The sequence below is a fragment of the Mycobacterium sp. IDUB_17 genome (assembly GCF_055419465.1).
On record NZ_JBVAXS010000001.1, the window covers coordinates 1,224,455 to 1,249,947 of the forward strand.

Annotated in this window: 29 protein-coding genes; 12 read left to right on the forward strand and 17 right to left on the reverse strand. The window is 66.9% G+C overall.

Going from position 1 to position 25,493, the window contains the following annotated elements; genetic code table 11:
* Positions 1-63 precede the first annotated feature (63 nt).
* A complete protein-coding gene (locus ACZYZ7_RS05840) occupies positions 64-300 on the forward strand; it encodes a hypothetical protein (RefSeq protein ID WP_135454854.1) in 237 nt (78 codons plus the stop codon).
* A 26-nt stretch (positions 301-326) separates the two neighbouring features.
* Entirely contained in the window at positions 327-1,175 is an 849-nt protein-coding gene (locus tag ACZYZ7_RS05845; RefSeq protein WP_463740451.1) for an SMP-30/gluconolactonase/LRE family protein, read from the forward strand.
* A gap of 10 nt (positions 1,176-1,185) precedes the next feature.
* Here ACZYZ7_RS05845 and ACZYZ7_RS05850 read toward each other — a convergent pair whose 3' ends face one another.
* The 8 genes from ACZYZ7_RS05850 to ACZYZ7_RS05885 form a co-directional block, all read right to left on the reverse strand.
* Positions 1,186-2,742, reverse strand: coding sequence for a threonine/serine exporter family protein (locus tag ACZYZ7_RS05850; RefSeq protein WP_167857858.1), 1,557 nt, complete (start codon positions 2,740-2,742; stop codon positions 1,186-1,188).
* A gap of 64 nt (positions 2,743-2,806) precedes the next feature.
* Positions 2,807-3,466, reverse strand: a complete 660-nt coding sequence (locus tag ACZYZ7_RS05855; RefSeq protein ID WP_463740452.1) for a class I SAM-dependent methyltransferase family protein — start codon at positions 3,464-3,466, stop codon at positions 2,807-2,809.
* Positions 3,467-3,681: 215 nt separating this feature from the next.
* The gene (locus ACZYZ7_RS05860) at positions 3,682-4,548 is read right to left on the reverse strand and encodes a CE1 family esterase (protein WP_450071926.1); all 867 of its coding nucleotides are present in this window, start codon (positions 4,546-4,548) and stop codon (positions 3,682-3,684) included.
* A 230-nt stretch (positions 4,549-4,778) separates the two neighbouring features.
* On the reverse strand, positions 4,779-5,792 hold the full coding sequence (locus ACZYZ7_RS05865; protein ID WP_463740453.1) for an alcohol dehydrogenase catalytic domain-containing protein: 1,014 nt from the start codon (positions 5,790-5,792) through the stop codon (positions 4,779-4,781).
* A 107-nt stretch (positions 5,793-5,899) separates the two neighbouring features.
* Entirely contained in the window at positions 5,900-6,355 is a 456-nt protein-coding gene (gene cynS / locus ACZYZ7_RS05870; RefSeq protein ID WP_463740454.1) for a cyanase, read from the reverse strand.
* Between the two features lie 27 nt (positions 6,356-6,382).
* Positions 6,383-8,245 (reverse strand): fatty acyl-AMP ligase, encoded by a 1,863-nt coding sequence (locus tag ACZYZ7_RS05875; protein WP_463740455.1) that lies wholly within the window; start codon positions 8,243-8,245, stop codon positions 6,383-6,385.
* A 9-nt stretch (positions 8,246-8,254) separates the two neighbouring features.
* The gene (locus ACZYZ7_RS05880) at positions 8,255-8,698 is read right to left on the reverse strand and encodes an SRPBCC family protein (RefSeq protein WP_450071886.1); all 444 of its coding nucleotides are present in this window, start codon (positions 8,696-8,698) and stop codon (positions 8,255-8,257) included.
* On the reverse strand, positions 8,695-9,027 hold the full coding sequence (locus ACZYZ7_RS05885; protein WP_450071887.1) for an ArsR/SmtB family transcription factor: 333 nt from the start codon (positions 9,025-9,027) through the stop codon (positions 8,695-8,697). Before ACZYZ7_RS05885 ends, ACZYZ7_RS05880 begins: the two co-directional genes overlap by 4 nt.
* Before the next feature lie 104 nt (positions 9,028-9,131).
* Here ACZYZ7_RS05885 and ACZYZ7_RS05890 point away from each other — a divergent pair, with 104 nt between their 5' ends.
* Positions 9,132-9,902, forward strand: coding sequence for a DUF899 domain-containing protein (locus ACZYZ7_RS05890; protein WP_463740456.1), 771 nt, complete (start codon positions 9,132-9,134; stop codon positions 9,900-9,902).
* A 46-nt stretch (positions 9,903-9,948) separates the two neighbouring features.
* Complete coding sequence (locus ACZYZ7_RS05895; RefSeq protein ID WP_463740457.1) at positions 9,949-11,526, forward strand: class I adenylate-forming enzyme family protein; 1,578 nt, start codon at positions 9,949-9,951, stop codon at positions 11,524-11,526.
* On the opposite strand, the gene ACZYZ7_RS05900 is transcribed toward ACZYZ7_RS05895, so the two are convergent.
* Positions 11,527-12,711 carry a cytochrome P450 gene (locus ACZYZ7_RS05900; RefSeq protein ID WP_463740565.1) on the reverse strand — a complete coding sequence of 395 codons (1,185 nt, stop codon included), beginning with the start codon at positions 12,709-12,711 and terminating at the stop codon, positions 11,527-11,529.
* Between the two features lie 64 nt (positions 12,712-12,775).
* Positions 12,776-13,150 carry an NYN domain-containing protein gene (locus tag ACZYZ7_RS05905; RefSeq protein ID WP_463740458.1) on the reverse strand — a complete coding sequence of 125 codons (375 nt, stop codon included), beginning with the start codon at positions 13,148-13,150 and terminating at the stop codon, positions 12,776-12,778.
* A gap of 98 nt (positions 13,151-13,248) precedes the next feature.
* On the opposite strand from ACZYZ7_RS05905, the gene ACZYZ7_RS05910 reads away from it, so the two are divergent.
* From ACZYZ7_RS05910 to ACZYZ7_RS05925, 4 genes are read left to right on the forward strand one after another with little or no spacing between them, the layout of a single operon-like run.
* A complete protein-coding gene (locus ACZYZ7_RS05910) occupies positions 13,249-14,526 on the forward strand; it encodes a GTP cyclohydrolase II (protein ID WP_463740459.1) in 1,278 nt (425 codons plus the stop codon).
* Complete coding sequence (locus ACZYZ7_RS05915; protein ID WP_463740460.1) at positions 14,523-15,740, forward strand: URC4/urg3 family protein; 1,218 nt, start codon at positions 14,523-14,525, stop codon at positions 15,738-15,740. The genes ACZYZ7_RS05910 and ACZYZ7_RS05915 overlap by 4 nt, the downstream gene beginning before the upstream one ends.
* A gap of 11 nt (positions 15,741-15,751) precedes the next feature.
* Positions 15,752-16,381, forward strand: coding sequence for a uracil phosphoribosyltransferase (upp, locus tag ACZYZ7_RS05920; RefSeq protein WP_450071891.1), 630 nt, complete (start codon positions 15,752-15,754; stop codon positions 16,379-16,381).
* Positions 16,382-16,415: 34 nt separating this feature from the next.
* Positions 16,416-17,138 carry a lysostaphin resistance A-like protein gene (locus tag ACZYZ7_RS05925; protein WP_463740461.1) on the forward strand — a complete coding sequence of 241 codons (723 nt, stop codon included), beginning with the start codon at positions 16,416-16,418 and terminating at the stop codon, positions 17,136-17,138.
* 11 nt (positions 17,139-17,149) lie between these two features.
* Here the strand turns inward: ACZYZ7_RS05925 and ACZYZ7_RS05930 are convergent, their stop codons facing one another.
* The 3 genes from ACZYZ7_RS05930 to ripD form a co-directional block, all read right to left on the reverse strand.
* A complete protein-coding gene (locus ACZYZ7_RS05930) occupies positions 17,150-17,932 on the reverse strand; it encodes a hypothetical protein (protein WP_463740462.1) in 783 nt (260 codons plus the stop codon).
* 55 nt (positions 17,933-17,987) lie between these two features.
* Entirely contained in the window at positions 17,988-19,049 is a 1,062-nt protein-coding gene (locus ACZYZ7_RS05935) for a M48 family metallopeptidase (protein WP_450071893.1), read from the reverse strand.
* Between the two features lie 75 nt (positions 19,050-19,124).
* Positions 19,125-19,751: an NlpC/P60 family peptidoglycan-binding protein RipD gene (ripD, locus tag ACZYZ7_RS05940; RefSeq protein ID WP_135454887.1), complete on the reverse strand. Its 627-nt coding sequence runs from the start codon at positions 19,749-19,751 to the stop codon at positions 19,125-19,127.
* 347 nt (positions 19,752-20,098) lie between these two features.
* Here ripD and tenA point away from each other — a divergent pair, with 347 nt between their 5' ends.
* Entirely contained in the window at positions 20,099-20,782 is a 684-nt protein-coding gene (gene tenA, locus ACZYZ7_RS05945) for a thiaminase II (protein WP_463740463.1), read from the forward strand.
* Between the two features lie 56 nt (positions 20,783-20,838).
* Here tenA and tpx read toward each other — a convergent pair whose 3' ends face one another.
* Positions 20,839-21,330 (reverse strand): thiol peroxidase, encoded by a 492-nt coding sequence (gene tpx, locus ACZYZ7_RS05950; protein ID WP_135454892.1) that lies wholly within the window; start codon positions 21,328-21,330, stop codon positions 20,839-20,841.
* A 66-nt stretch (positions 21,331-21,396) separates the two neighbouring features.
* Between tpx and ACZYZ7_RS05955 the strand changes: the two genes are divergently transcribed.
* Positions 21,397-22,290 carry an aminoglycoside phosphotransferase family protein gene (locus tag ACZYZ7_RS05955; protein ID WP_135460064.1) on the forward strand — a complete coding sequence of 298 codons (894 nt, stop codon included), beginning with the start codon at positions 21,397-21,399 and terminating at the stop codon, positions 22,288-22,290.
* Positions 22,291-22,295: 5 nt separating this feature from the next.
* On the opposite strand, the gene ACZYZ7_RS05960 is transcribed toward ACZYZ7_RS05955, so the two are convergent.
* Both ACZYZ7_RS05960 and ACZYZ7_RS05965 read right to left on the reverse strand, forming a co-directional pair.
* Positions 22,296-22,619, reverse strand: a complete 324-nt coding sequence (locus tag ACZYZ7_RS05960; RefSeq protein WP_135454894.1) for a hypothetical protein — start codon at positions 22,617-22,619, stop codon at positions 22,296-22,298.
* 160 nt (positions 22,620-22,779) lie between these two features.
* Positions 22,780-23,745, reverse strand: a complete 966-nt coding sequence (locus ACZYZ7_RS05965) for an o-succinylbenzoate synthase (RefSeq protein WP_463740566.1) — start codon at positions 23,743-23,745, stop codon at positions 22,780-22,782.
* 127 nt (positions 23,746-23,872) lie between these two features.
* Here ACZYZ7_RS05965 and ACZYZ7_RS05970 point away from each other — a divergent pair, with 127 nt between their 5' ends.
* Together ACZYZ7_RS05970 and ACZYZ7_RS05975 are read left to right on the forward strand one after the other, a co-directional pair.
* On the forward strand, positions 23,873-24,124 hold the full coding sequence (locus ACZYZ7_RS05970; RefSeq protein WP_463740464.1) for a hypothetical protein: 252 nt from the start codon (positions 23,873-23,875) through the stop codon (positions 24,122-24,124).
* Between the two features lie 18 nt (positions 24,125-24,142).
* Positions 24,143-24,805, forward strand: a complete 663-nt coding sequence (locus ACZYZ7_RS05975; RefSeq protein ID WP_463740465.1) for an MOSC domain-containing protein — start codon at positions 24,143-24,145, stop codon at positions 24,803-24,805.
* A 25-nt stretch (positions 24,806-24,830) separates the two neighbouring features.
* On the opposite strand, the gene ACZYZ7_RS05980 is transcribed toward ACZYZ7_RS05975, so the two are convergent.
* Complete coding sequence (locus ACZYZ7_RS05980; protein ID WP_463740466.1) at positions 24,831-25,484, reverse strand: HD domain-containing protein; 654 nt, start codon at positions 25,482-25,484, stop codon at positions 24,831-24,833.
* Between the last annotated feature and the right edge of the window lie 9 nt (positions 25,485-25,493).

Consider the following 25,493-nt stretch of genomic DNA (forward strand, 5'->3'; position numbering starts at 1 on the left):
ATCACTTCGTTTGGCTAAGCTTCGGGTATCCAAGTTCAGAGTCAAGCACCGAGGTGGACATTCATGTTCGGAAGCAAGGCAACCCTGGCCACCATCGCGGCCACAGGCCTGATCGGGGCCGCCCTCGGCCTCGGCACCGCCATCGCGAGCGCGGAACCGGATCCGAGCCTGCCGCCACCGCCGAACGCGCCGAAGAAGCCGGCTGAGACCTGGCAGGGCAAGCCGATGGTCTGGTGGAACCTGCCTGCCGGCGGCCACTGGGGCGTCTGGGTCAACGGCGACTTCCTCCCGTTCACCTGATCGGTTGAACCGGACCTGAGGGCCCGATGACATCCATCGAGGCCCTCGCCGCAGTCCCGTTCATCGACGGGATCGTCTACGGCGAGGGGCCCCGTTGGCACGGTGACCGCCTGTGGTTCACCGATGGCCTGGCCGGCCGGGTCTACTCGGCCGGCGCGGCCGGTGACCTCGCAGTCGAGGTCGAGCTCGCGCGTGCTTCCGGTCTCGGGTGGCTACCCGACGGAACCCTCGTGGTGTCGACGCTCTTCGCAGCGAGGCTGCACCATGCCGACGCGCGCGGGAGCGTGACGGCCACCTACGACGTCAGCGACCTGGCGTGGTCCACCAACGATCTGGTGGTTGCGCCGGACGGCCGGACGTACGTCGACCTATACATCGCCGACGGCGGCGGCCTGACCGGCGGGATCGGCCTGGTCGCCCCCGACGGCACCGTGCAGGTGGTCGCCACCGGGTTGTCGATGCCCAATGGCCTGGCGTTCCTACCCGATGAGTCGACCCTGGTGGTCAGCGAGACACACGGCTCGCGGCTGCTGGCGTTCACCGCCGGTCCCGACGGCAGCCTCAGTTCGCCGACCGTGTTCGCCGACCTCGGTCCGCACCGGCACCCCGACGGGTTGTGCGTCGACACCGCGGGAGGCGTCTGGGTCGGCTGCTATGACACCGGGGAGTTCCTGCGCGTGCTCGCCGGTGGCGAGATCACCCATCGCATCGAGATCGACAGCGGATGGGCGGTGGCCCCGGCGCTGGGCGGCCACGACGGACGAACGCTGTATCTCGTGGTCGACGAAACAACTCACGAAGGTCTTCTGGCCGGCTCCTCGACGGGTCGGATCCTGCAGGCACGCGTCGACATTCCCGGCGTGGGATCGCCCTGATCGCCTGATTTCAGTGGCCCTGGTCTTCGCTCTCATCGGCGTCGGACTCTTCGGCCGGTGCCGCTTCCAACGGGACGCTTTCGCGTTGGGCGCCGACAGCGGGGGTGTTGTCAGCGGGTTGGAGCCGGACCACCTGGCCGACTGCGCGGCGCAGCCCAGGCGGTCCTTCTTTACGGAAGTACTCACCGATGCGTCCGGCACGGTACCGAAGTGGCGAGCCGAGCAGCTCACCCAACACCACGCCGCTGCCGAGGGCCAGCGCTGTCGCTGCCGCGGTCAGCAGGTGCGCGAGCCCCTCACCGAACTTCTCGTCCACGGCGAAGGCGAACACCGCCCAGAACACCGCGAGGCCGGGGAGCATCGGCATGATGCCGGCCGTCGCCGTCACCAGCGCCGGAGACTGCCGGCGAATGGAGATCAACGTGGCCAGGAAACCGACACCGACCGCCGCGATCCCGGTGGCCGCCCACTGGCCGAACCCGGCTGTCCCCAGCCCGATCAATGTCAGCTCCGCCAGCCCGGCCGCCAGCCCGGCTGTGGGCAATGAGCGCAGTGGTGCATAGCTGGCCATGGTCAGGCAGATTCCGGCCAGCGCGGCACCCACAACCGCCAGGATTATCGGCACCGGTCCCCTCGGCGTGATGAAGGTGCCGGCCGCGTTGACGTGCAGTTCGATCTCGACCCCCAGCAGCGTGGCGGCCTGCAGTGCGCCGGTGATGCCGACGACGATTCCCGCGGTGAGAAACACCGCGTCACCGAGCCGCGCGACTGCGGTGACCATGTACCCGGTCAACGCGTCCTGCACGGCACCGACCAGGGTCATCCCGGACAACAACAACACGATCCCGGTGGCGACCAGGGCGCTGAGACCCTGACCGGTGTAGCGGTAGGCGGCCAGAGCGATCAACGTCGCGATCGCCGCCCCGACCGCATGCTGGAAGAAGAACGGTGTACCGATTCGATTCAGCAGCCGGCCGACCCGGTCGATCAGCGCGGCGGTGAGGCTGGCCAGCAGACAGGTCAACCAGTTGCCGCCCAGCAACATCGCGATGCCGAGCGCGAAACCCGCCCACCCGGCGGTCGCGAGCCATCGAGGAAACGGATGCGGGCTCTCGGTCAGCTCATCCATGGCCTCGTGCGCCTCGTCGACGGTGATACCGCCAGCGGTGATGCGCCGAACCAATCGATCGAGATGAGCGAGCCGGGTGTAATCCGTCGACCTGGTCCGTACCGCCCGCATGATCGTTACCGGCGGGCTGTCCGCGGTCGGCAGTGCCGACACGATGATCGTCGCGACGGTGATGTCGACGACACAGTCGGTGAGCCGGTAGGCCTGTGCGACGTCCTGGGTGGTGGCCACGACATCGGCAGTACCCGAGCCCGACGACAGCATCACCTCCGCGAGCCGGATGGTCAGGTCGAGGACCTTGCGGGTGTGCACGTCACCCATCCCCGCCGACGCGCGACTGCGTCGGCCGGCGACCGGTGCCGGGTCGCGGCGCCCTCGCAGGGCCATGCGCAGCCCGCCGCGCAAGCGGTCCCTGCCGTTCAGACCTTCCTCAGCCATCGTTGAAAAGCGTACTGATGAACGGTCGGCTCCCGGTGGAACTACGCCTCGGCCCGCGGTGTCGTCAGCGGGCGCGGTCGGCGGCCCGGATCACATCGGAGCCGACAAAGGTGAAGATCTGCGCGCCCGGCGCCAACGGTTCAGGGGACCCGGTGAAGCGATGCGCTCCCACGCCATAACTCACATCCGGTGGCGACACCCAGACCAGGTCGAAACCGCGCTCGTCAAACCAGTTGAGGATCAAGGGAACCCGGTCGGGAACGGTGCGCCCCCGGGTCCACAGCACGGTGCCGCCGGTCTTCGTCAGCTGCGGGAGGAAGCCGATGGCCCGTTCGATGTCCTCGTCGGTGATGTTGCCGAAGATGCCGCAGGCCACCACGACGTCGGCAGGGACCAGGTCCGCGTAGTGGTCGATGAGCGCGGCATCTCCGGTCACCACCTCGACGCCGGTCAACCCATAGCTGCTCACCTTCTCGGCGGCGACCTCGGCGTTGCGGGGATCCAACTCGACCAGGCGCGCCCGGACATCGTCGCGCCGCGGATGCCCGGCCAGTACCTCGAGCAGGTCGCGGCCTTGGCCGGCGCACAAGCTGACGACCCGAAGCGGGCCGGCCGGAGCGTCGTCCAGCGATTGTCTGATCAAGGTCTGCACGGCGCGAAGCCGGTGCGCCAGCGCCGAATCGGGTCGGTCATAGTCTTCATGCCAGCTGTGCCAGTCCACCACGGGAGAAACCCTATGGCCGGGGGACGATCCGCCCCGGCGTTGCAGGTCGGCCCCACGCTGCCGCACTTGACTACGCACGGTCGCCCCCGCGCCGTGAATTCATTTGGCGCAGAGCGCTATTCGATCAGCACTGGTCGACTGATCGGACCAGGTGGCGGGTTTATCGCGGCGTGATGAATATTTGGCGGCCAGCGCTGGAACCGCAGGGCCGGCGACTATCTGCCGTGAGCGGCGAAGAACTGCGCCGAGGCGTCCGAGGCATCGAAAGCCCGACTGGCCGCTCCAACGGACTGCACCGGAAGGATCTCGGGCACGCCCGGCCAGGTGTGCCCGCCCCCGTCGACCCGCATGAACACCACCGAAGTTCCGGCGGCACACCCATCCGAGGCGATGCGGTGGGTTTCGGTGCCGTCGCCGGTGCTGGGCAGCACCTCGTCAGACGGGGCCGGGCAGCCGTTGATCTGGCGCCACCGGTCCACCATCGCGGGTCCCGACACCACCGTGCTTCCTCCCCCACGCCCCGTCATCGGTCCGCCGTTGAACGGCACAACGGGGTCCGCCGTCCCATATGTGGCCAGGACCGAAACCGGCCTCGACGGATTGCAACCGACATTCGTCCCGAGGGTGCCCGCCACCGGGGCGATGGCCGCGAACAGGTCGGCCCGATCACAGGCCAACCGGTTGGCCATGAATCCGCCGGCCGACAGACCGGTGGCATATACCCGGCCCCTCGGGATCGCGTTCTCGGCCACGAGACGATCGACGAGGGTCGCGATGAACCCGACATCGTCGACCCGCTGACGGTCCGGCACAGAGGCGCCGCGGCCGTCGGCCCAGCTGTAATCGATGCCGTCCGGGTAGACCACGGCCAACCCGTAGGCGTCTGCCACCGCGTCGTAATGGGTGAGCGCGGCCTGGTCGGCTCCGGTCGCACCAGCGGCATGCAGGTTGACGACCAGCCCGGAGGGTGGGCCACCGGCAGGTAGATGGAGCCGATACGTACGCATCATGCCGCCGTAGTCGATCTGCGCCGACGGAAGGGGTACTGCCGACGCCGGTGCGGCCGCAGACCAGGAGAGCACGACAAGTGCGGCGGATACCAGCGCTCTGAGACGTCCCGGGGTGAAATGCACCGGGGCAGAGTAGATATCACGGGCGAACTTCCGGGCAACGCCACGTGACCTACCGGAGAAGATCCCCCCGGCAACCGTCGTCATCCGCTTCCACGTCATCCCCGGCCCCCACCGATTCGTCGTCCAGCAAACGAAGTACCGACGCTACCTGCTCGCGGCGACCGGCGGGGTGAGAAAGATCAGATCGTCAGGACCATGCGGTAGCGCGCCTGCCCGTGCTCCATCGCGGCATAGGCCTCTGCCGCGTCGTCGAGCGGGCGCTCCTCGATCAGGGCCCGAACACCCGACAACACCGCGAAATGCATCGTCTCCTCCACGTCACGAGCGGTCCCCGAGGGATGCCCGGAGATGCTCAGGGCAGGCTGGATCAGCTGCACCGGGCTGATCGGCAACGGGTCCGCCGACACCCCGATCGCCACCAGCTCGCCACGCGGGGCCAGCCCGCCCACCGTGTCGGCCATCGCCTGCGAATTGCCCACGGTAGCCAGAACCACGGCCGCACCGCCCAGGTCACGCAGTGCTGCGCTGACGTCCCCGGCGGTCGAATCGATGTAGTGCCTGGCGCCCAGCGAGCGCGCATCCGCCTCTTTGCCGGGGCCACGGGCGATCGCGACCGTCTCGAAGCCCATCGCGTGGGCGAACTGCAGACCGAGGTGGCCCAAGCCGCCGACGCCGAGTACCGCAACGAGATCACCCGGAAGTGCACGGGTGTGGCGAAGGGCGTTGTACGTGGTCACCCCCGCACACCCCATCGGGGCAGCTTCGGCGAAGGAGAGTTCGTCGGGGATCCGGGCGAGCGCATTGGCCGGCACCGTCACCGATTCCGCGTAACCGCCCGGGTAATGCAGGCTCGGAATCTGCCCCTTCTCACAATGAATGAACAGGCCCTTCCGGCACTGGATGCAGACGCCACAGTGGCCGCCGAACCAGCCGATCGCGACACGGTCGCCCACCGCGAAATCGGTGACGCCCGGGCCGACTTCGACGATGGTGCCCGCGATCTCATGGCCGGGAGTCAGCGGCCAGGTCATGCCCGGGAACCCGCCGTTGATGATGGCCCGATCGGTGCCGCAGACCCCGCACGCGGCCACTGCCACCCGTACCTGCCCCCGCTCTGGTGAGAGGGTTTGTGCGTCAACGAGTTCCAGGGCACCGCCGGAAGAGTGGACGTGAACAGCTCGATGTGTAGACATGGAGATCCTTACCGTCGCCGTCTGATATCAGGTAATCATCGACCGTCGGCGCCCCACTTGGCCATAGCCAGACATCAGCCGGGACGAACGTCAACTAGCAGCGGATGCTATTTTTCCGCGGCAGTCCAGTCGTACGGCAGGAACTTTCCGTCGAACGTCACCACCACCCGATCACCGGCAGGGTGCGATTTGCGCTGCACGTCGAGGCTGAAGTTGATGGCGCTCATGATGCCGTCACCGAACTGTTCGTGGATGAGTTCCTTGAGCGCGCCGCCGTACACCTGAAGCGCCTCGTAGAAGCGGTAGATGGTCGGGTCGGTGGGCACGGCCGTCGGCAGTCCACCACGCATCGGCACCGCGGCCAGCACCGGGATCGCCGACTCGTCCAATCCGAGCAGGTCCACGATGATCTTGCCGGATTCGACCGGAACCGGATGCTGTCCGAGCAGCGCAGACACCGTCCACACCGCGGGTTTGTCGATGGCATCGGCCAGCTGCTGCCACGTCAGGCCCTTGGTCAGGCGGGCTTCCACGATCGCGGCGGTGATCTCGTCTCTGCTCATACCCAGCAGCATGCCTGCGGCGAACGGTCACCGCACGCCCAAGGTGCCCTCCAGATACTCACCGCGACAGGCCAGCCGGGCCAGCTTGCCGCTCGTGGTCCGCGGGATCGCACCTGCCGGAAGGAAACGCAGATCCGCCACCCTCAGCCCGTGCCGCGCTGCCACCGCAGCGCTGATGGCCTCAACAGCCTCCCGAGGGTCGGCGCGGCTGGTGCCGGCCGCGCGTTCGGCGATCACCACCAGCCGAGCGCCGTCACCATCGGCGCCGGCATCAGTGGTCACGGTGAATGCCGTGACATAGCCGCGCCGGACGAGTGGCGAGGCGTCCGCGACGGTGGCCTCGATGTCCTGTGGGTAGTGGCTGCGACCGTCGATCTGCACCAGGTCGGCCAGCCGCCCGGTCACATAGAACTGCCCCTCGAAATACACCCCGAGATCGCCGGTGCGCAGCCAGGTGGCGTGCCCGGGAAGCCCGTCGGCGTGACTGCCCGAGGCAAGGCGCGAATGCAGCGACACCCCGAATGTCTTGCGCGTCTCCTCGGGCCGACCCCAGTAGCCCCGACCGATGTTGTTGCCGTGCAACCAGATTTCCCCGATCTCACCGTCGGGCAATTCCTCGGAGAGTCGGTCGGCAGTCGCGGGGTTGACGATCACCGCCCACAAGCTGCGGGCCGGATGGCCACACGACACATGGGCGACGGCACCTTCGGCGTGCGCGTCGACGCGGACCGCACGCCCGACGGCGAGGTGCTCACGGTCGAAGTAAACCACCGACGACTGCTCGGCCGGAGCGATCGTCGAGATCAGCAGGGTCGCCTCGGCGATGCCGTACGACGGCTTGAACGCGGTCGGCGGCAGCCCGTAGGGCGCGAACACCTCATTGAATGTCGTTATCACCTCGGGGATTACCGGCTCGGAACCGATGATGAGCACCACATTGCTCAGATCGATGTCCTCCCCCGCTTCAGGCACACCACGTTGGGCGGTCCATTCGTAGGCGAAATTCGGTGCGGCCGTGATGACGCGGCCGTGCTTCGATGCCTCCGACATGGCCCGGACCCACCGCTGGGGGCGCCGGACGAACGCGGTCGGTGACATGAGCGTCGAGTGCCCGCCGTACACCGCGGGGAATCCGATCATGGACAGACCCATGTCGTGATAGAGCGGTAACCAGCTGAGGCCGTGGGTGTTTCGGTTCAGCAGATCGATGGACAGGATCATCTGTAGCAGGTTGGTGCCGACCGCACGGTGGGTGATCTCCACTCCGACCGGGGCACGCGTCGAACCCGACGTGTACTGCAGGTGGGAGATGTCGTCGGGATCTACCGGGATCGGAGCGAAGCCGTCCCCCTCATGATCGGGTACCTCATCGATGAGCACCACCCGGGGACGCACGGACTCCGGCATCTTCGCCAGGAACGCCTGCACCGCGGTATCGGCGGCGGAGGTGGTCAGCACCGTCGTCGGACGGGAATCGAGCAGCGCGGTTTCGAGTCGTTCGGCGTGGCCCTGCAATTCCGGTGCGAACAGTGGCACCGCGATGTTGCCCGCCTTGATCGCGGCGAAGAAGCCGACGACATAGTCGAGCCCCTGAGGTGCGAGGATAGCGACGCGGTCACCACGCTCGGCAACCTGCTGCAGTCGCGCAGAGACGGCCCGGAGCCGCACGCCCAACTGAGTCCAGGTCAGCTCGATGATCTCTTCCTCGGCGTGGCTGTAGTCGAGGTAGCGGTAGGCGACCAGGTCACCGACATGAGCGATGTTGCGGTCGATGAGCGATATCAGGGTGGTCCCCGGGGGCAGCACGATGCCGCCTGCCTCGTCCAGGCAGTCCTCGATGCGGAGCAGGCCTGCCGGAGCCTCGTATTGAACCTGGGTGCCGCTGTCCATGACCGCAGTCTAGGTCGCGGCGCCCTCGAGGCGTGCGCCCAGCTGTTCGAACGTGAGAGTCCATCCACTGTGAAAGCTGTCGAATTCCTCTGGCGGCAAAAGGGAATGCTCGATCGACATCATCGTCTGCCCGTCACCGGCCGGCTCGAATTCGACGTTGACGATGCTGACCACGGTCGGATCGATCCAGTTCGAATTGCTCCAGGTGAAGCGCAGCACGCGGGGCCGCTCGATCGCCAGGAACTGCCCGGTGATCAGTACGCCTGTACCGGAATCGTCGACGTCGAACCGTACGATCCCGCCGACCCGGGGCTCGACCAACACCTCGACGCAGTGCACCGGACGCGGGCACATCCACTCCCGCAGCGACTCCGGGTCGAGCCACTGGTCGAACACCACATCAGGGGACGCGGGCATCAGTCGTCGTACGCGGACCGTCGGCGCGTCGGTCATCGGGAATCCGCCTGACGCCGTAACCGTGCGGCCAGCGCATCTGCGCGGCTCGACCAGAAGTCCGTCTGCTCGCTCATCCACTGCTGAGCCATTGTCAACCCGTCCTGCTTGAGCGACACCCAGTGCTCGCGACCACGGACTTCGCGCTGCACCAGACCGGCGGCTTCCAGCACCCCGATATGGCGGGAGACGCCGGCGAAGGTCATGGGCAACGGGGCGGCCAGGTCGCTGATGCGGGCATCGCCCTCACGCAGGGCCTCCAACAGCCGACGACGAGTCGAATCGGCCAAGGCCGAATATGCGCGGTCCAGAACTTGATCTTCAACCACCTTGTTGACTATAGCCGTGGATCGTGGTTCCCTCGAGACAGGTTATTCAACTGATTTGTTGAATGTTCGATGAGCACCGCAACGGACCGACGACGGGAGCAACCGTGAAGAATCCACCGATCGTGCCGGCAACGGAATGGCAGGCCGCACTCGACGAAATGCTGGTCAAGGAAAAAGAACTCACCCGCGCACGGGACCGGCTCGCAGCCCTGCGCCGGCGCATGCCGTGGACGCCGGTGGACAAGGACTACGAGTTCGAAGGTCCCGGCGGCACCGCCACCCTGCTCGACCTGTTCGCCGGGCGTCGGCAGCTCATCGTGTACCGCGCCTTTCTCGACCCCGGCGTGCACGGCTGGCCCGAGCACGGTTGCGTCGGCTGTTCTTTGATGGCCGACCACATCGGCAACCTGGCCCATCTCAACGCCCGCGACACCACCCTCGTCTACGCCTCCCGCGGGTCGCAGGCCGACATCGCCCGGATCAAGGCGCGCATGGGGTGGAACCACCCGTGGTACACCATGGTTCCCCGGGCGGGCGCAGAGTTCGACGTGGACTTCGGGGTCGACGAATGGCACGGCACCAATGCGTTCATTCGCGACGGCGACCGGGTCTTCCGCACCTACTTCATCGACAGCCGGGGCGACGAGGCATTCGTCAACACCTGGAACTTCCTGGACATGACCGCGCTCGGCCGCCAGGAGAGTTGGGAGGACTCACCGCCGGGCTACCCGCAGACCAAGCCCTACGAGTGGTGGTCCTGGCATGACACCTACGTCGAGCATGAGGCGTCGCGGTGGTTCGGTGACCCCGACCCCGACAATCCCCACGACCCACGCCCGCCACGTGACGAATGCGCCGCCTGCGAGAGTCACTGACCCACCGCGGGCAGACCTACCCGCGCCCATTGGAGATGATGGGCGGGTGACGCAATCTCCGCTGACCGTGCCCGCGCTGCTTCGGCACAGCGTCACCGAGTTCGGTGAGTCCGAATACCTGGTCACCCCCACCGGCCGGCTCACCTACCTCGAGGCCGAGCAATTGTCGGCGCGGCTGGCGCGGTGGCTGTTGCACGAAGGGGTGGGCAAAGGCAGTCGCGTGGGCCTGTTCTTCCCGAACGGTGCCGAGTGGGTGGCGTGGTGGCTCGCGGTGTCGCGGATCGGAGCGGTGGCAGTGCCGCTGAGCACGCTGTACACACCCGCCGAGATCGCAAAAGTGTTGCGGCTGGCCGATATCGGTCTGCTCGTCGCCCCCAGCACGGTGCTCAACATCGACGTCGCCGAACGGTTGGAGGCAGCCCTACCCGAACTGGCGGGCCACGCCACGAACCGACTGACCCTGCGCGCCGCCCCCTATCTGCGCCATATCGCGCTGATCGGAGCCAGCAACCGACCGTGGGCATCGCACGGGGGCGACGAGACCGACGACCAGGTACCGGCCGAGGTCCTGGCCGCCGCGGAGGCCGAGGTCTCCCCCGCCGACCTCGCCGTCATGGTGCACACATCCGGGTCCACCGCCGATCCCAAAGGCGTCCTGCACACCCATGGCACGCTGGTGCGCCAGACCTCGACCTGGCCCGCCGCCATCCGGGCGATCACCGGGTCACAGGACCGGTCCCGGATCTTGTGCGCCATGCCGTTCTTCTGGATCGGCGGACTGCTCGCGGTGACCGGCGCCCTGCACGAACCCGTCACCCTGGTGGTCATGCCGAAACTGGACCCGGAAACCGCACTGGATCTGGCTGAGCGGGAACGGATCACCGGGATTGTGGGCTGGCCGGCGTTCACCCAGCGGTTGCGCGACCATCCGTCGTTCGCCGACCGCGACCTGAGCAGTGCACCGATGCTGCGCGACGGCCCGCTGGATATCGCGATGACCGATGTGCCCGACGAATTCCCGGTGCACCGCACCATGTCGGAGACCGCAGGCGGATTCGTCTTCACCGACATGGCCATCGTCGATGAGCACGGCTCCCCGGTCGCGTCCGGGGAGGCCGGCGAACTCATGATCCGCGGTATCGGGGTCATGGCCGGGTACAACAAGCGCGAACGGTCGGAGACCTTCGACGCCGACGGCTGGTACCACACGGGCGACAAGGTGTACCGGCGCGACGGCGACCCCCGTCTGTTCTATGTCGGGCGCACCACCGATCTGATCAAGGCCGCCGGGGCCAACGTCTCCCCCTTGGAGGTCGAGGCGGTCATCGCCGCGTCTGCCGGCGTGGCGCAATGTGTGGTCGTCGGCATCGACGATCCGCAACGCGGCGAGGAGGTCTGCGCGGTCGTGGTGCCCACCGCGGATCTCGACCTGAGCGCCCTCGCCGACTATGCGCGGGAGCAATTGTCCGCCTACAAGGTGCCGACCCGGTGGGCGCTGACCACCGGTGACCGGATACCGACCCTGTCCAGCGGAAAGTTTGACCGGAAAACCCTGCGGCAGTTGATCATCGACGAAGAGGTCGAGACGGTACGCCTGCAGCCTGCGCGACCGCCGGCGAGCTGATCACGCTGCGCTGAACCGCACTGGCATCGAATGGATGCCGTTCATCAGGTTCGAACGCACTCGCTGCACCGGCCCGGTGACCTCGAGATCCTTCATCCGGTGCAGAATTTCGGGGAAGATGGCCGCCGCTTCCACCCGGGCCAGGTTCGCGCCGAGACAGAAGTGTGTTCCACCGCCACCGAAAGCCAGGTGCGGATTCGGATTTCGTCCGATGTCGAACCGGTCGGGATCGGTAAAATGTGCCTCGTCGCGATTGGCCGACGGGAAGAACATCGCTACCCGCTCGCCTTCGGCGATACGAACGCCGTGCAGTTCAGTGTCTTTCGTTGCCGTGCGGGTGAATGCGGTCACCGGACTGACATAGCGGAGCATCTCCTCGACCGCCGTGGACAGCAGCCCAGGGTCGGCCGCCAGCCGAGCGTGTTCGTCCGGGTGCTCCAATAGCGCCAGTGTTCCCGCCGAGACCAGGTTGCGGGTGGTGTCTCCCCCGGCATTGATCATCAACAGGAAGAACATGTTGAACTCGAGGTCGGTGACGTGCTGGCCGTCCACCTCGGCATTGAGCAGCGCGGTCGCAATGTCATCGCCCGGTTCGGCGCGCTTGCGTTGCGCCAGCGCCGACGCGTACTCGAACATTTCGATCTGCGCCTGCAGCACCGTGTCTGTGGCTTCGCCGACGTGCTCCGAGTTCATGGCCTCGGTGAGGAAATACAAGCGGCGACCGTCCTCGTGGGAGATGCCGAGGAGTTCGGCGATCACATACGACGGCAATGCGCCGGCGATGTCGGACACGAATTCACACTCACCGCGGTCCAGCACCCCGTCGACGATCTCGGCGGCCAGGCAGCCCAGCCGCTCGCGCAGCTGGGTGACATGTCGCGGGGTGAACCCCTTGCTGACCAGCGTCCGAAGCGCGCTGTGCCGCGGCGGGTCCATCGTCAGCATCATGAGCTCGAGTTGATACGAATTCTCCGGTAGCGGAACGTCGAAGAGCACTCCGGTTCGTTGCGAGGACCACGTCGCGCTGTCCCGAGACACCGCGAGGACCTCGTCATAGCCGGTGAGTGCCCAGAAGCCCGCTCCGTCCGAATACGGATGCCACGCCACCGGAGCTCGCCGCCGAAGTTCCCGGAATGCCTCGAATGGCACACCCGCCTCATACACCGCTGGATCGGTCAGGTCCACACCGCTGATGCTGACCGCATCGTCGAGCATGTCGTGACGGTAGTGCACCGTAACGCCCGGATACTCAGAATCGCTCGATCAGATCGCGGAATCCGGCGGCCGGCTGCACGAGCGCGCCAGCCTCGCGGACGCGCGCGGCCAGCCCGCTGTCCGATGTCACGACGGTGATCTCGCCGGGTCGAGGAGCAGCCCCGACCAACCGCACGATCTCGTCGTCGGCGGAGTTCGCACTCGCCCGCGGAGCGTGACCCACCTCGACGGCTGCGGACTCGATCGGCGGCGTCGTCGGCCCTTCGAACACCACCATCACCCGGTGTCCCTCGGCCGAGGCCCAGCGCTCGAGCCGCTCGACCAAACCGACCATCGCGCCTCGACGGTCCTTCCACCAGCCGTCCGGCTTCGAGCCGATCACATTCATGGCGTCCACGATCCACCGCACCCGACCGACGGTACGGGCACACCGCATGCAGAACCCGCCGAATCGGAGTTGACTGGAATGTCTCAGCCGGGCACATGCACGGAGGAAGGAGCACCGGAATGGTCGCCGACTCAGGTGGTGGTGTGTCCGCGGAGCCGACAAAGGCCCGGCATATCCGGCTGACATCCCACAGTGCTGTCGCGGGTACTCCGACGATCCAGTGGGCCGCACCGAGCGCCGCCGAGCGCGGTCCGGTGATCGGTACCACCACCACGCGTGCGCATCGCAACGTGATCGGCACCCACAGTGGCTCGTATGGCGTGTACCGCGCATTGGCCGTTGCCGCGGGCGCGCTCTCGCCCGAGCACCGTGCCGATCTCACCAACACCGCCCCCACCGACGTGATCGGGCCGTATCCGCAGTGGAGCCAACCGGATGCGATCGTCAGCATGGATCCCTGGGGCGCGATGGTCGCCGACGCGTTCACCACCGAACTGGCGGCGGGTTACGACATCCGGCCGACCATCGCGGTGACCAAGGCTCATGTCATCGTGCCGGAGATCGCCACGGCCATCGCGGCCGGCCGGCTGCACCCGGATGGCCGTGTGCTCCTGGAAAATGGTGCGGCGCTGGTGACGAAGGCCGCGATCGAGCCGGTGTGGTTCCTTCCCGGGGTGGCCGCCCGGTTCGGCTGCACCGAAACCGCGCTGCGCCGCGTGCTGTTCGAGGAGACCGGGGGCATGTACCCCGAACTCGTCACCCGCGGTGACCTTGAGGTGTTCCTGCCCCCGATCGGCGGGCAGACCGTGTACATCTTCGGCGCCCCACGCGATCTGGCCGATCCGAGTGTGGAACTGACCGCCCGGGTACACGACGAGTGCAACGGCTCGGACGTCTTCGGTTCCGACATCTGTACGTGCAGGCCCTATCTGACGCACGCGATCGAGGAGTGTATCGCCGGGGCCCAGCGTGGCGGCGTCGGTTTGGTGGCCTACTCACGCAAGGAGGGCCGCGCACTCGGCGAGGTCACCAAATTCCTGGTCTACAACGCACGCAAGCGCCAAGACGGCGGTGACACAGCCGACCAGTACTTCGCCCGCACCGAATGCGTGGCGGGCGTGCAGGATATGCGGTTCCAGGAGCTCATGCCCGATGTCCTGCACTGGCTGGGGGTACGCAAGATCCACCGCCTGGTCTCGATGAGCAACATGAAATACGACGCGATCACCGGTTCGGGGATCGAGGTCGGCGAGCGGGTCAACATCCCCGACGACCTGATCCCCGCCGACGCCCGGGTCGAGATCGACGCCAAGATGGCCGCCGGCTACTTCACCCCGGGGCCGGTGCCGGGCGCGGACGAACTCAAGATCGCCAAGGGCCGCGGACTTACCCCATGACCGCAACCTTGGACGGCTCGGCGGCCGTCGCCGCCCTTCGTACCACCGCCGCGATCCGCGAACGGGCCCAACATCTTCTGCAGCGCGCTCGTGCCGGCGATTCGCCGTGGTTCGCGGTCGACGACGACGCCCTGGACCACGCAGCAGTCGAGGTCGCCGAAGTCACCCGCACCCGCTACCCCACGCTCGCCATCCCGTACCACAGCCGGTGGCGCCATTTCGAGGCCGGCGGCCTGGACCGCCGCGCAGAGTTGGCAACGCGCACAACCGGTGTGGTTGGCGCAACCCAGGCCCGCTCGATGATCGACCTGGCCGTGATCAGCGTATTGCTGGATGCCGGGGCCGGAACCGACTGGCATTACCTCGAATCCGGCACGGGCCTTCGGCTGACCCGATCGGAAGGGCTGGGGGTGGCCAGTTGGCATGCGTTCTGCGGTGGATTGTTCTCCGACGACGCGAGCGATCCGCTGCGGGCCGATGCCACCGCGCTGAACCGCCTCGACGCCGACAGTCTGGCCGGCGCCTTCCAGGTGGGTCCCGGAAATCCGTTGGTGGGGCTGGCCGGTCGGGTCGAGCTGCTGCACCGGCTGGGCACGCAATTGGCGGCTCGCCCCGATGTGTTCGGCCCGCAGGGTCGTCCCGGCGGATTGTTCGACACCGTGACAGGTCCGACCGTCGCGGCCGACGACCTGCTCTCGACGGTGTTGGACACGTTGTCCGGAGTGTGGCTCACCGACAATGCCATCGGTGGCCAACCGCTCGGTGACTGCTGGAGGCATCGGGCGGTCCCCGGTCCCGGCCTCTCGCGCGGATGGATGCCGTTTCACAAGCTCTCGCAGTGGCTGACCTACTCGCTCCTGGAGCCGTTCGAATGGGCAGGTGTACAGGTCACCGATCTCGATACGTTGACCGGGTTGCCCGAATACCGCAATGGCGGTCTGCTGCTCGATACCGACGTACTGCGGTTACGCGATCCCGCACTCGCCGAGAGAGACTGGGCGGTGGGCGACGAGATCGTGGTCGAATGGCGGGCACTGACCGTTGCACTGCTCGACGAGCTGGCGCCGCTGATCCGCCGCCATCTCAACGCCCCGCAGCTGCCACTGGCCTGCGTACTGGAGGGCGGAACCTGGGCGACCGGGCGGGAACTCGCCGCACGCCTGCGCGATGGCCGCCCTCCGTTGTCCATCATCAGCGACGGCACGGTCTTCTAGGAGAGTCAGCCATGGGCAACCTGCATGTCATCGACCACCCGCTGATTCAGCACAAGCTGACCCTGATGCGACAGAAAGACGTGTCCACCAACGGGTTCCGCCAATTGCTCAACGAGATCTCGATGCTGATGAGCTATGAGGTGCTGCGTGACATCCCGGTGCACGACATCGACATCGAGACCCCGCTGGAGTCCACGACCGGAGCCGTGATCGACGGCAAGAAGCTGGTCTTCGTGTCGATCCTGCGCGCCGGCAGCGGCATTCTGGAAGGCATGCTCAGCGTGGTTCCGAGCGCCCGGGTCGGCCACATCGGCCTCTACCGCGACCCGAAAACGCGTGTGGCCGTGGAGTACTACTTCAAGCTTCCCGGCGATCTCCACGAACGTGACGTGGTGGTCGTCGATCCGATGCTGGCCACTGGCAATTCAGCCGTCGCCGCCATCGACCGCATCAAGGAATACGAGCCCCGATCCATCAAGTTCGTCTGCCTGCTGACCTGCCCCGAGGGGGTCGCGGCGATGCAGCAGGCACACCCCGAGGTGCCCATCTACGCTGCGGCACTGGACCGGGAACTCGACGCGCACGGGTACATCGTTCCCGGGGTCGGAGACGCCGGTGACCGGATCTTCGGGACCAAGTGACGGTGTCCGGCCAGGGCCAGTAGCCTCTGGCCGCATGGATGCCGTTCAGGAAGTGCCGACCGTACCGGCCGGGCCCACGCACCGCTGGGGCCTCGGTGCGTTCGTCATCGTCGAGGTCGTCTATCTGCTCACCTCGGCATCGTTCGGACTGTTCGCACCTCCCGGCGCACCACCGCCCTGGTTGATCACCCTGGCCATCGGAGTGCCGACACTGGTCGCCGCGGCCCTGGCCGTCGCGATCGCGACATGGCGAGGCAACGGTCCCCGCATCGACTTCCGGTGGCAATGGTCCTGGCGTGCCATCGGTCTCGGTTTGGCCTTCGGCATCGGCGGACTGTTCGTCACGCTGCCCGCCGCGTTGCTCTACCAATCCATCGTCGGGCCCGACGCGACGTCCGCGGTGGGAGGCGTGTTCGAAGGCGTTCGCACCACCTGGCCGGTGGCAATCACCGTCCTGCTGCTGGTCGCGGTCATCGCGCCGATCTGCGAAGAGGTGGTGTACCGCGGCCTGTTGTGGGGTGCGCTCGAACAACGCTGGGGACGCGTCACGGCGGTAACGGTGTCCACCCTGGTGTTCGCGCTGGCCCACCTCGAACCTCAGCGGGCACCGCTGCTACTTGTGGTGGCAATCCCAATTGCGTTGGCCCGGCTGTATTCCGGGAGTTTGTGGGGCGGCATCATCGCGCACCAGGTGACCAACCTGCTGCCCGGCATCGTGATGATGTTCGGCCTACTCGGGATGATGCCGGCCGGCTGAGTCACGCCCGACTACCGCTTGCGGTCGCGCACCTTGTACGTCGAGGGCCACGACAGGCGGGATTCATCGCCCACCAACGGAGTTCCCGAACCGCCGACCCGGACGTCATAGGCCTCCTGTCCGGCGCCGACCTCGCGGTTGGCATGTTCCTGGGCCAGGTAGTAGAGCTGGTCGATCTCGGCTTCGGAGAACGCCACGAAGGTGGTCTTGCGCACGATGTCATTCATGCCGGCCGTCATTCGGTCGGGCAAGACACGTGAGGCCATCGCGGCCAGGCTCAGCAGGATGAACGGGATGACCCAGTAACAGATGAACGACAGTGGAGTCTTTGTGTCCAGAATCGTGGCGTCACCCTGCGCGATCGGCGGGATCGCCGAGGAGATCGTCATCCCGGCGAACGCACCCACCCAGATCCAGCTCAGGACCTTCACGATCCGTTGAAACAGGTCACTTTCCACGACTCCGGGCGGTTGGCCCGCCGCGGCGAACTCCAGCACGAACGGCTTGCCGATCAGCTGGCCGATGAGGGCGACCAAGAAGATCCCCGCAGTACTCAGCGGTTGGATCCAGCGCTCCATGACATCCTGGCTGAGCACCAGGGTCAAGATCGTGAGCACGATGAAGGTAGCGAGTGCACCGATCTCCAGGGTGCGTCCCGGCGTGCCGGAAATCCGGCTGATCGTGAACGTCGCGATGGCCGTCGCCAGCGCCACCAGCACAGCGACAACGAACGGCACGTTGCCGACGAGTACCCAATAGATGATCCACGGCGCGAAGCCAAACAGGATGCCCACGAGCGCCTAGTCTAGGGGCTTACCGTTGATCCGACGGCAACTACCCACGGGCGCGCTATTCCTCGCTCGGCTTGGTGTTGCGACGCCACTCGGAGATCTTGCGGCCCATCGAGTCGGCCGCACTCGTCGCGGCCTGCCCCACCCCGTCGACCACGCCGCCCAAGCCATCCCGGATGCCCCGGATCAACGGATCGTTGGACTGGTCGAACCCGTCCTTGTAATGCCGTGCCGCCGCGCTGACGTCATCGGTCCAGCTCGCCGTCGCGTCGTCGGACCGCAGCGGATAGGTGCCGGCCATGATCGCGCCGTATCCACCGGTATCGACCCACTTCGTCAGCGCCGCCGCGCGAAGCACCGAGAAGGGGTGCGTTTGCAGCTCCAGGTTGAGCAGCTTGAGCACCCCGTCGCGCATGTCTCCGGTCGCGTCATAGTCCCGTGCCTGAGCCAGGAACGCCTGCGAGTCGAGCTTGTCCAGGTGCCGGCCCGCCGCCAACTTCAGCTCGACCCGGATCGCCATGTCGAAGTCCTGTCCGCACAGCAGCCCCGCACGGTCACCCGAAAGTTCGGATTTGCGTTGCCATTCCTGCAGGGCGGCGACGATCGCGCGCAGTGCCCAGCCACCGATCGGGACGAAGCCGAACGACGACGCCAGCCGCAGCAGGTGATGGAGCATCGTGCGGTAGACGGCGTGACCGCTGAGGGCGTGGCCGAGCTCATGGCCGATGACGAACCGCATCTCGTCATGCGTCATCAGCTCATACATGCCCGACGTGATGACGATGAACGGGTCCTCCATGCCGATGCAGTACGCATTGGCTTCCGGCGACTGGATGATGAACATCTCCGGGCGCACCTGGGCGTCGAGCACCTGAACGCATTCGTCGAGCAGCGCGTCGAGGTCGGCGAACTGCCGCGGACCCACCCGGGCGGAACTGGCCAGATACAGCAGCCGGTGCTTGCGTTCGCGCAGCATCCCGGACAACACCTTGAGGATCTGGTCGAATCCCTTGAGCCGGCGTAACGCGGTCAGCGCGGTCCGGTCCGCCGGATGCTCCCACGCCCGCGAACTGATGCCGGGAAAAACGGTCCGCGTAGTCGCAGGTGTCTGCTCCGTCAATGCAATACGCCCTTCGTCGTCGACGGCTCAAAGCCTACGGACTGTTGAGCCGCCTCAGACACACAATCTCGAGCGTCAGGCGATGATGCGGACCAGATAGGGAGTCATACCCTCGCCGCGCACCGGAGTGACCGCGACAGCGGGCTCGGTGCCCTGGATCATCTGGTTGTTCCCGAGGTAGAGCGCCACACTCTGGGTGCCCTCGGGTCCGTAGAAGATCAAGTCACCGGGCAGAGCCTGGGCGGGCAGCACCTTCTGCCCCACCTTGTACTGCTCGCCGGAGGACCGCGGCATCTTCACGCCGACTCCGCCGAACGCGTAGACGATCAGCCCCGAGGCATCGAAGCCGACCACATTCGCCGACGGATCCGGCGCAACGCCGAAACCGGGGGTCAGCACCGGAGCGACCGGAGCGGTCACCACGGGAGTCGACAGTCCGGGTGTCAGACCGCCGCCCGCGAGCGGCGGCGTCACGGGAGCCAGGCCGGGCGCGGGCAGGCTGCGGGCGACGCCACGGGTGGGCCCGTTCATGTCCCCGCCGCCATAGCTGAAGGGCACACCGCGCTGTGACAGCGCGCGGGAGATCACGAGATCGACAAAGCGCTGGTTGCCGGTCGGGCGTTCGATCGGTGCGGCGCCGGCTAGTCCGGGAGCCGCTACCAGGAATGCCAGACCGAACAGAAGGGCAAAGGTACGTCTCATCGAACATCAACTCTCTCGACCACCAGAAGGCGACACCGGCCGCTGGTCGTTGTCAGCCGAGTCAACCATTTGTACCGCCCAACGATCCGTTTTCCCAATTAGATTGGGGCACAAGCTCGATCAGATGCAGTACCGTGACCCAACGGTTACCGGAACGGCTTTGGGCAGCAGTCGTGACAGTGGCCGCCGCACTGCCCGTCCACGCAAGACGCCGGGTTGCCGGCCGGCTGCTTCGGCAAAGTGCGCGGGGCAGGTCAGATTTGACCTCCCCACCGCGAAAATCGTTGTGGTGCACGGCACGCCGACGGGGCACACAACGTTTGCGGATCACCTGAGACCATAGTGTCATGCACCCCGATGCGAACCCGCAATCCTGGTCGGCCCGGCTCTGGGAGGCGATCGAGCCGACGTACACCGCGATCCTCGCGCACCCGTTTCTGACCGGTCTCACCGACGGCAGCCTGGATGACGCGGCATTCGCCCACTACGTGGCACAGGACGTGCACTACCTGCGCGACTACGCCCGCGCGCTGACGATCGTCGCCGCCAAGGCCCCCACCCTGGCCGATACGGCGATGTTCTCCCGACATGCCGCCGAGGTCTTCGATGTCGAACTGGGTCTGCACAACGAACTTCTGCCCGAGCTGGGGCTGGATATCGCGGCGCTCAACGCGACGCCGGTCACCCCGACCACGCGCGCCTACACGAGTTATCTGCTGGCCACTACCTACAGCGGCACCTTCGCCGAGGGGTTGGCGGCGGTTCTGCCCTGCTACTGGATCTACGCTCAGGTCGGCGCGGCATTGCTGGAACGCGGATCGCCTGATCGGCGCTATCAGCGCTGGATCGACAGCTACGGCGGTGAGGAGTTCGCCGCGACTGTCGCTGAGGTGCTCGATCTGACGGATCGGGTCGGACCGACTCTGGGTGGGGCGGACGAAGCCGCCGCACGAGCCCATTTCGTGGTCACGGCGAAATACGAGTGGATGTTCTTCGATGCGGCCTATCGCCGCGAGCAGTGGCCGATCTGAGTGCCTGCCGGTTCCTCACCGGCGCGAGGCGCGCCGGTGAGGAAGGGTTACGACGATCAGAGCGCGGCCAGCGCGGCGTCGTAGTTGGGCTCCTGAACGATCTCGGGCACCAGTTCGGTGTAGGCCACGTTGCCGTCGGCACCGATGACGACGACGGCGCGTCCCAGCAGACCGGCCATCGGACCATCGGCCATGGTGATTCCGTAATCCTCGCCGAAGCTGTCGCGGAACGCCGACGCGGTGATGACGTTCTCGATCCCCTCGGCTCCGCAGAAACGGCTGAGCGCGAACGGGAGGTCCTTCGACACGCACAGGACCGTGGCGCCGCCGGCAGCGGCGCGCTCGTTGAAGGTACGCACGCTGGCGGCGCATATCCCGGTGTCCAGCGACGGGAAGATGTTCAGCAGCACTGACTTGCCCTGGAACTGATCGTTGGTGACGGTACCGAGATCGGTGCCGGTGACCGAGAAGCTGGGGGCCGGGCTACCGACTGCCGGCAGGTCGCCGACCGTGTTGATGGGGTTTCCCTTGAAGGTTATCTGTGCCATGGGGCACAGTCTGTCAAAACCGGGTGCTCGGCGGGCAGGCAGGCCGGGGTGCGACGATGGATCGCGATGATCGATCTGCCCGAGGCGGTGCGCGCGATGGGCGCGCGGGGACCGCAGTGGCAAGCGTGGGTCGATGGCCTGCCGCGAATGATCCGGGACCAGTTCGACGAATGGGACCTGCACGCCGACGGGCCTGCCTTTCACGGCTATTGCTCGATCGTGCTGCCGGTGCGGACCGGCGAAGGGGCGTTGGCGGTCCTCAAGGCCGCCTTCCCCGACGATGAGTCCGAACACGAACACCTGGCGCTACGCCGGTGGGCGGGTACCGGTGCGGTCCGGCTGCTGCGGGCCGATCCGCACCGCCGGACGATGTTGCTGGAACGGTTGCAACAGCGAAACCTCAACGAGCTGTGGGACATTGAGGCCTGCGAGATCGTCGCGGAGCTCTACGCCCGGCTTCACGTGCCGGCCCTGCCGCAGTTGCGGTCACTCGCCCAATGCACCGAACGGTGGACCGCCGACCTGACACGACTCCCCCGCAACGCCCCGGTTCCGCGTCGGCTGGTGGAGCAGGCGATCACACTCGGCAAGGATCTGGCCACCGATCCCGCGACCACCGGCACCCTGATCCACAGCGACCTGCACTACGAGAACGTCCTCGCCGCCGACCGCGAGCCGTGGCTGGTGATCGATCCCAAGCCGATGAGCGGAGACCCGCACTACGAGGTCGCGCCGATGCTGTGGAACCGGTGGGACGAGCTGGCCGGTTATGTCCGCGACGGGGTCCGGCGGCGGTTGTCGACCCTGGTCGATGCGGCCGGCCTGGATGCGGACCGGGCCAGGGCCTGGGTGATCGTGCGCATGCTGCACAACGCGATGTGGGAGCTGACCGAGGCGGCCGATCCCGACGCGGACTCGTTGACGACCTGTGTGGCGATCGCCAAGGCCGTGCAGGACTGAGATTCTCAGATCACCTTGTAGGTGAGGTCGTACAGTGCGCCCGCCCCGCTGAACTGCTGGGTGAGCTCTCCTCGTCCCAACTCGTCCGAACAGATGAATATCGAGCCGACGTCCTCCATCTCGTCCGTACGCACATCCACCTCCCGCAACACGATCTCCAGCCGGCCGTCGAACGGCAGCAGTCGGTCCAGATCCACCACATCCCCCTGGCACATCGACACAGCCTTGAACTGGAATCCATCAGCTCTGCTGATACTGAGCTCGTCGGTCCCACCGGAGTCCTGGGTCTTTACGGCCCGGAGTTCCGAGAGCTTGGCGAACAACGACATGGCATCCTCCGTTGGATCTTCCCGCCAGCGGTAGCTGACCAAGTCGATTCTCGAGTTGCCGGGCCGGCGCACACATGCGTAGTGCGCTACTTGAATCTGTTCGGCGGAGCGTTCCCGGCCGGGTCGCTCGGCGACCGCCCGGAACATGCATCAGGGCTGTTCAAGAGGCAGATATGGCGCTCTGCAGGCGCTCGCGCCACCATGTCAGTCGCGCAGGGTCGGTGACTGCGTACCGCTCGAGTCGGTCACGCTGCGGAGCGGGGGGCATCGGAGCCACCGGTAGGTAGCCGTCGACCGCAAGGAGAGAACGGGAATCCGCGACGAGGTCGCCGGCGAGAAATCCTCTGGTCCCCAACTCGCACGCGAACGCCAACTCAGGGAGCGCGCCGGCCAGCGCGAGCCCCGCCGCCAGGCCGATGGTCGTCTCCAGCGTCGAGCTGACCACACAGGGCAGCCCGCAGGACTCGGCGACCCGCAATGCACGCCGCGCCCCGCCCAGCGGTCCGCTGGCGAGTACCGCGATGTCAGCTGCCTCTCCCAGGCGCAGGCCCATCGGGTCGTCGGCGTCGCGAATCGACTCACCGGCCCCGATGGGCACTTCGACCCGACGTCTGACCTGCGCGAGTTCATCGATCGTCCGGCACGGTTGCTCGACGAACTCCAGTCCACCGGCCGCCCGGTCGAGGGCCGCGATCGCGGTGACCGCGGTGTCCGGATCCCACCGCCCCTTGGCGTCACACCGGATCACCCCGCCCGCACCGAGCCCGTCGCGCACGGCCCGCACCCGCTCGACATCCTGCGCCAGTCCACCCGCGCCGACCTCGACCGCCGCGGTCCGGCAGCCCGATGCCGCCGCGATCTGGTGAGCGTGTGCGGCGTCGACGGCGGGAACGGTGACCGCGATGGGAATTCGCCCACGCACCGGGTCGGGCCAGCCGACGGTGCCCGGCTCGGTCGCCGCGGTGAGCCAACGACCCAGCGCCCGGTCGGTCGGCAGCGGGCTGAACTCCCCCCATCCCTGCGGCCCCTCGAGGAGCATGCCCTCCCGAACAGTGAGCCCACCGACCGGCTCGATGGTCGGAATGGCGAAGACGGGCGCACGGTCGAAGTCGATCAGGGTCTGCACAACCACGTGACGCTAGCGGACCGACCCGGCCACCGGCCGACAACGGGGCAACTGCCCGCGCCTCCGGTATGCGCGGCCTACACTGCGCGCATAGGCCGGTCAGGTGCGACTCATGAGGAGACAACCAATGACGAGCGCAGTGTGGCGCGGGATGTTCACCGTGGTGTCCGCGGCGGTGCTGTCGGCCGGGTCGATGGCCGTGGCCACGATCGTGACGCCGGCCCCGAGCTCGGCGTGCGCGCCCGGAGAAACGGGCGTCACCAACGGATGTTCACCGTTCTGTGTGCCGGGCCGGCAGCTCGACCTGGCGACCGGACTGTGCCTGCCGGTGCCACCACCGCCGGCCGTCCCGAATCGTCTTGCGACACCAAGTTACTGAGCAACTACGCTGGCTGTCATGGCGCGGGTACTGACGGTCAACATCGCACATCCACGACCCAATCCGGCCGAGGCAGGCGCCACCACCGGCATCGACAAGCGGCCTGTCGACGGGGCGGTCGCGGTACGCGCTCCGGGCCCGATGCACGGCGGGCTGGGTAGCGGCCTGATCGGCGACACGATCGGCGACCATCAGTTCCACGGCGGAAACGATCAGGCGGTGTACGCCTACGCGCGGGAAGACCTCGACGCCTGGCAGACCGAACTGGACCGGGAGATCGCCAATGGTGTGTTCGGCGAGAACCTGACCACCGCGGGCATCGACGTCACCAACGCCGTCATCGGTGAACGGTGGCGGGTCGGGTCCGACGGGCTCGAGCTCGAGGTGTCCCGACCGCGCATCCCGTGCCGGACCTTCGCCACCTGGTTGCAGATCAACGGATGGGTCAAAACCTTTACCAGAGCGGCGATTCCGGGTGCCTATCTGCGCCTGGTGACACCCGGGTCGGTATCGGCCGGCGACGAGATCGTGGTGACCGACAGGCCCGACCATGACATCACCATCGGATTCGTGTTCCGGGCGCTGACACTTGAGCCACAACACCTGCCCGAGATTCTGCGGGCTGATGCCCTGCCCGCACCGCTGCGGGAGCTCGCCGAACGTCGCTCCAGCGAGAGCTGATAGCGGAATTCGGCTGCGGGGCAGGCTATTCCGGCCAGCTGTTGTTCCGGATCACCTCGACGAAGTCCTCGCGCACGAACGAGTCGTCGAAATGTGCGAGCACATCGGCGTTGACGGTGCCGAACGTCGACCCCGGCCGCCGCTGCACCCCATCGGCGAATGCGCGCAGGATCCGGTTCTTGAAGTCCGGCCTAGGATGCGCGGCGGTGACGGCACTCAATTCGTCCGGGGTCAGGCCATCACGGCCGATCCCCAGCACATCGGTTTCGACCCCCGCTGTCACCAGCGCGATCTCGGGATCGAGGAACTCCGGCACGCCCGGGGTGGTGTGCAGCGCGATTCCCAGCCAGACCTTGCGCGCGGCGGCCTCGTCGACCCCGCGCTGCAACAGAAAGTCCCGCGCGGCATCGGCACCGTCGACCTCGAAACGCAATTGTGAGGTCGCACGGTACCGCTCGGTGAGTCCGAGGTCGTGGAACATCGCACCCACGTACAGCAATTCCAGATCGGGCGTCAGCCCCCGGCGTCGGCCCTGCAGCGCGCCGAAGTAGAACACCCGGCGGGAATGGTGGAACAACAGGTCATCCTCGACGTCGCGGATGTACTCGGTGGTCTCCCGCACCAGCGCGGTGTCCGGCAGGTCGATCCCGGCGATGTTGTTGGTCAGTGAGGTCGTCATGATGTGTCT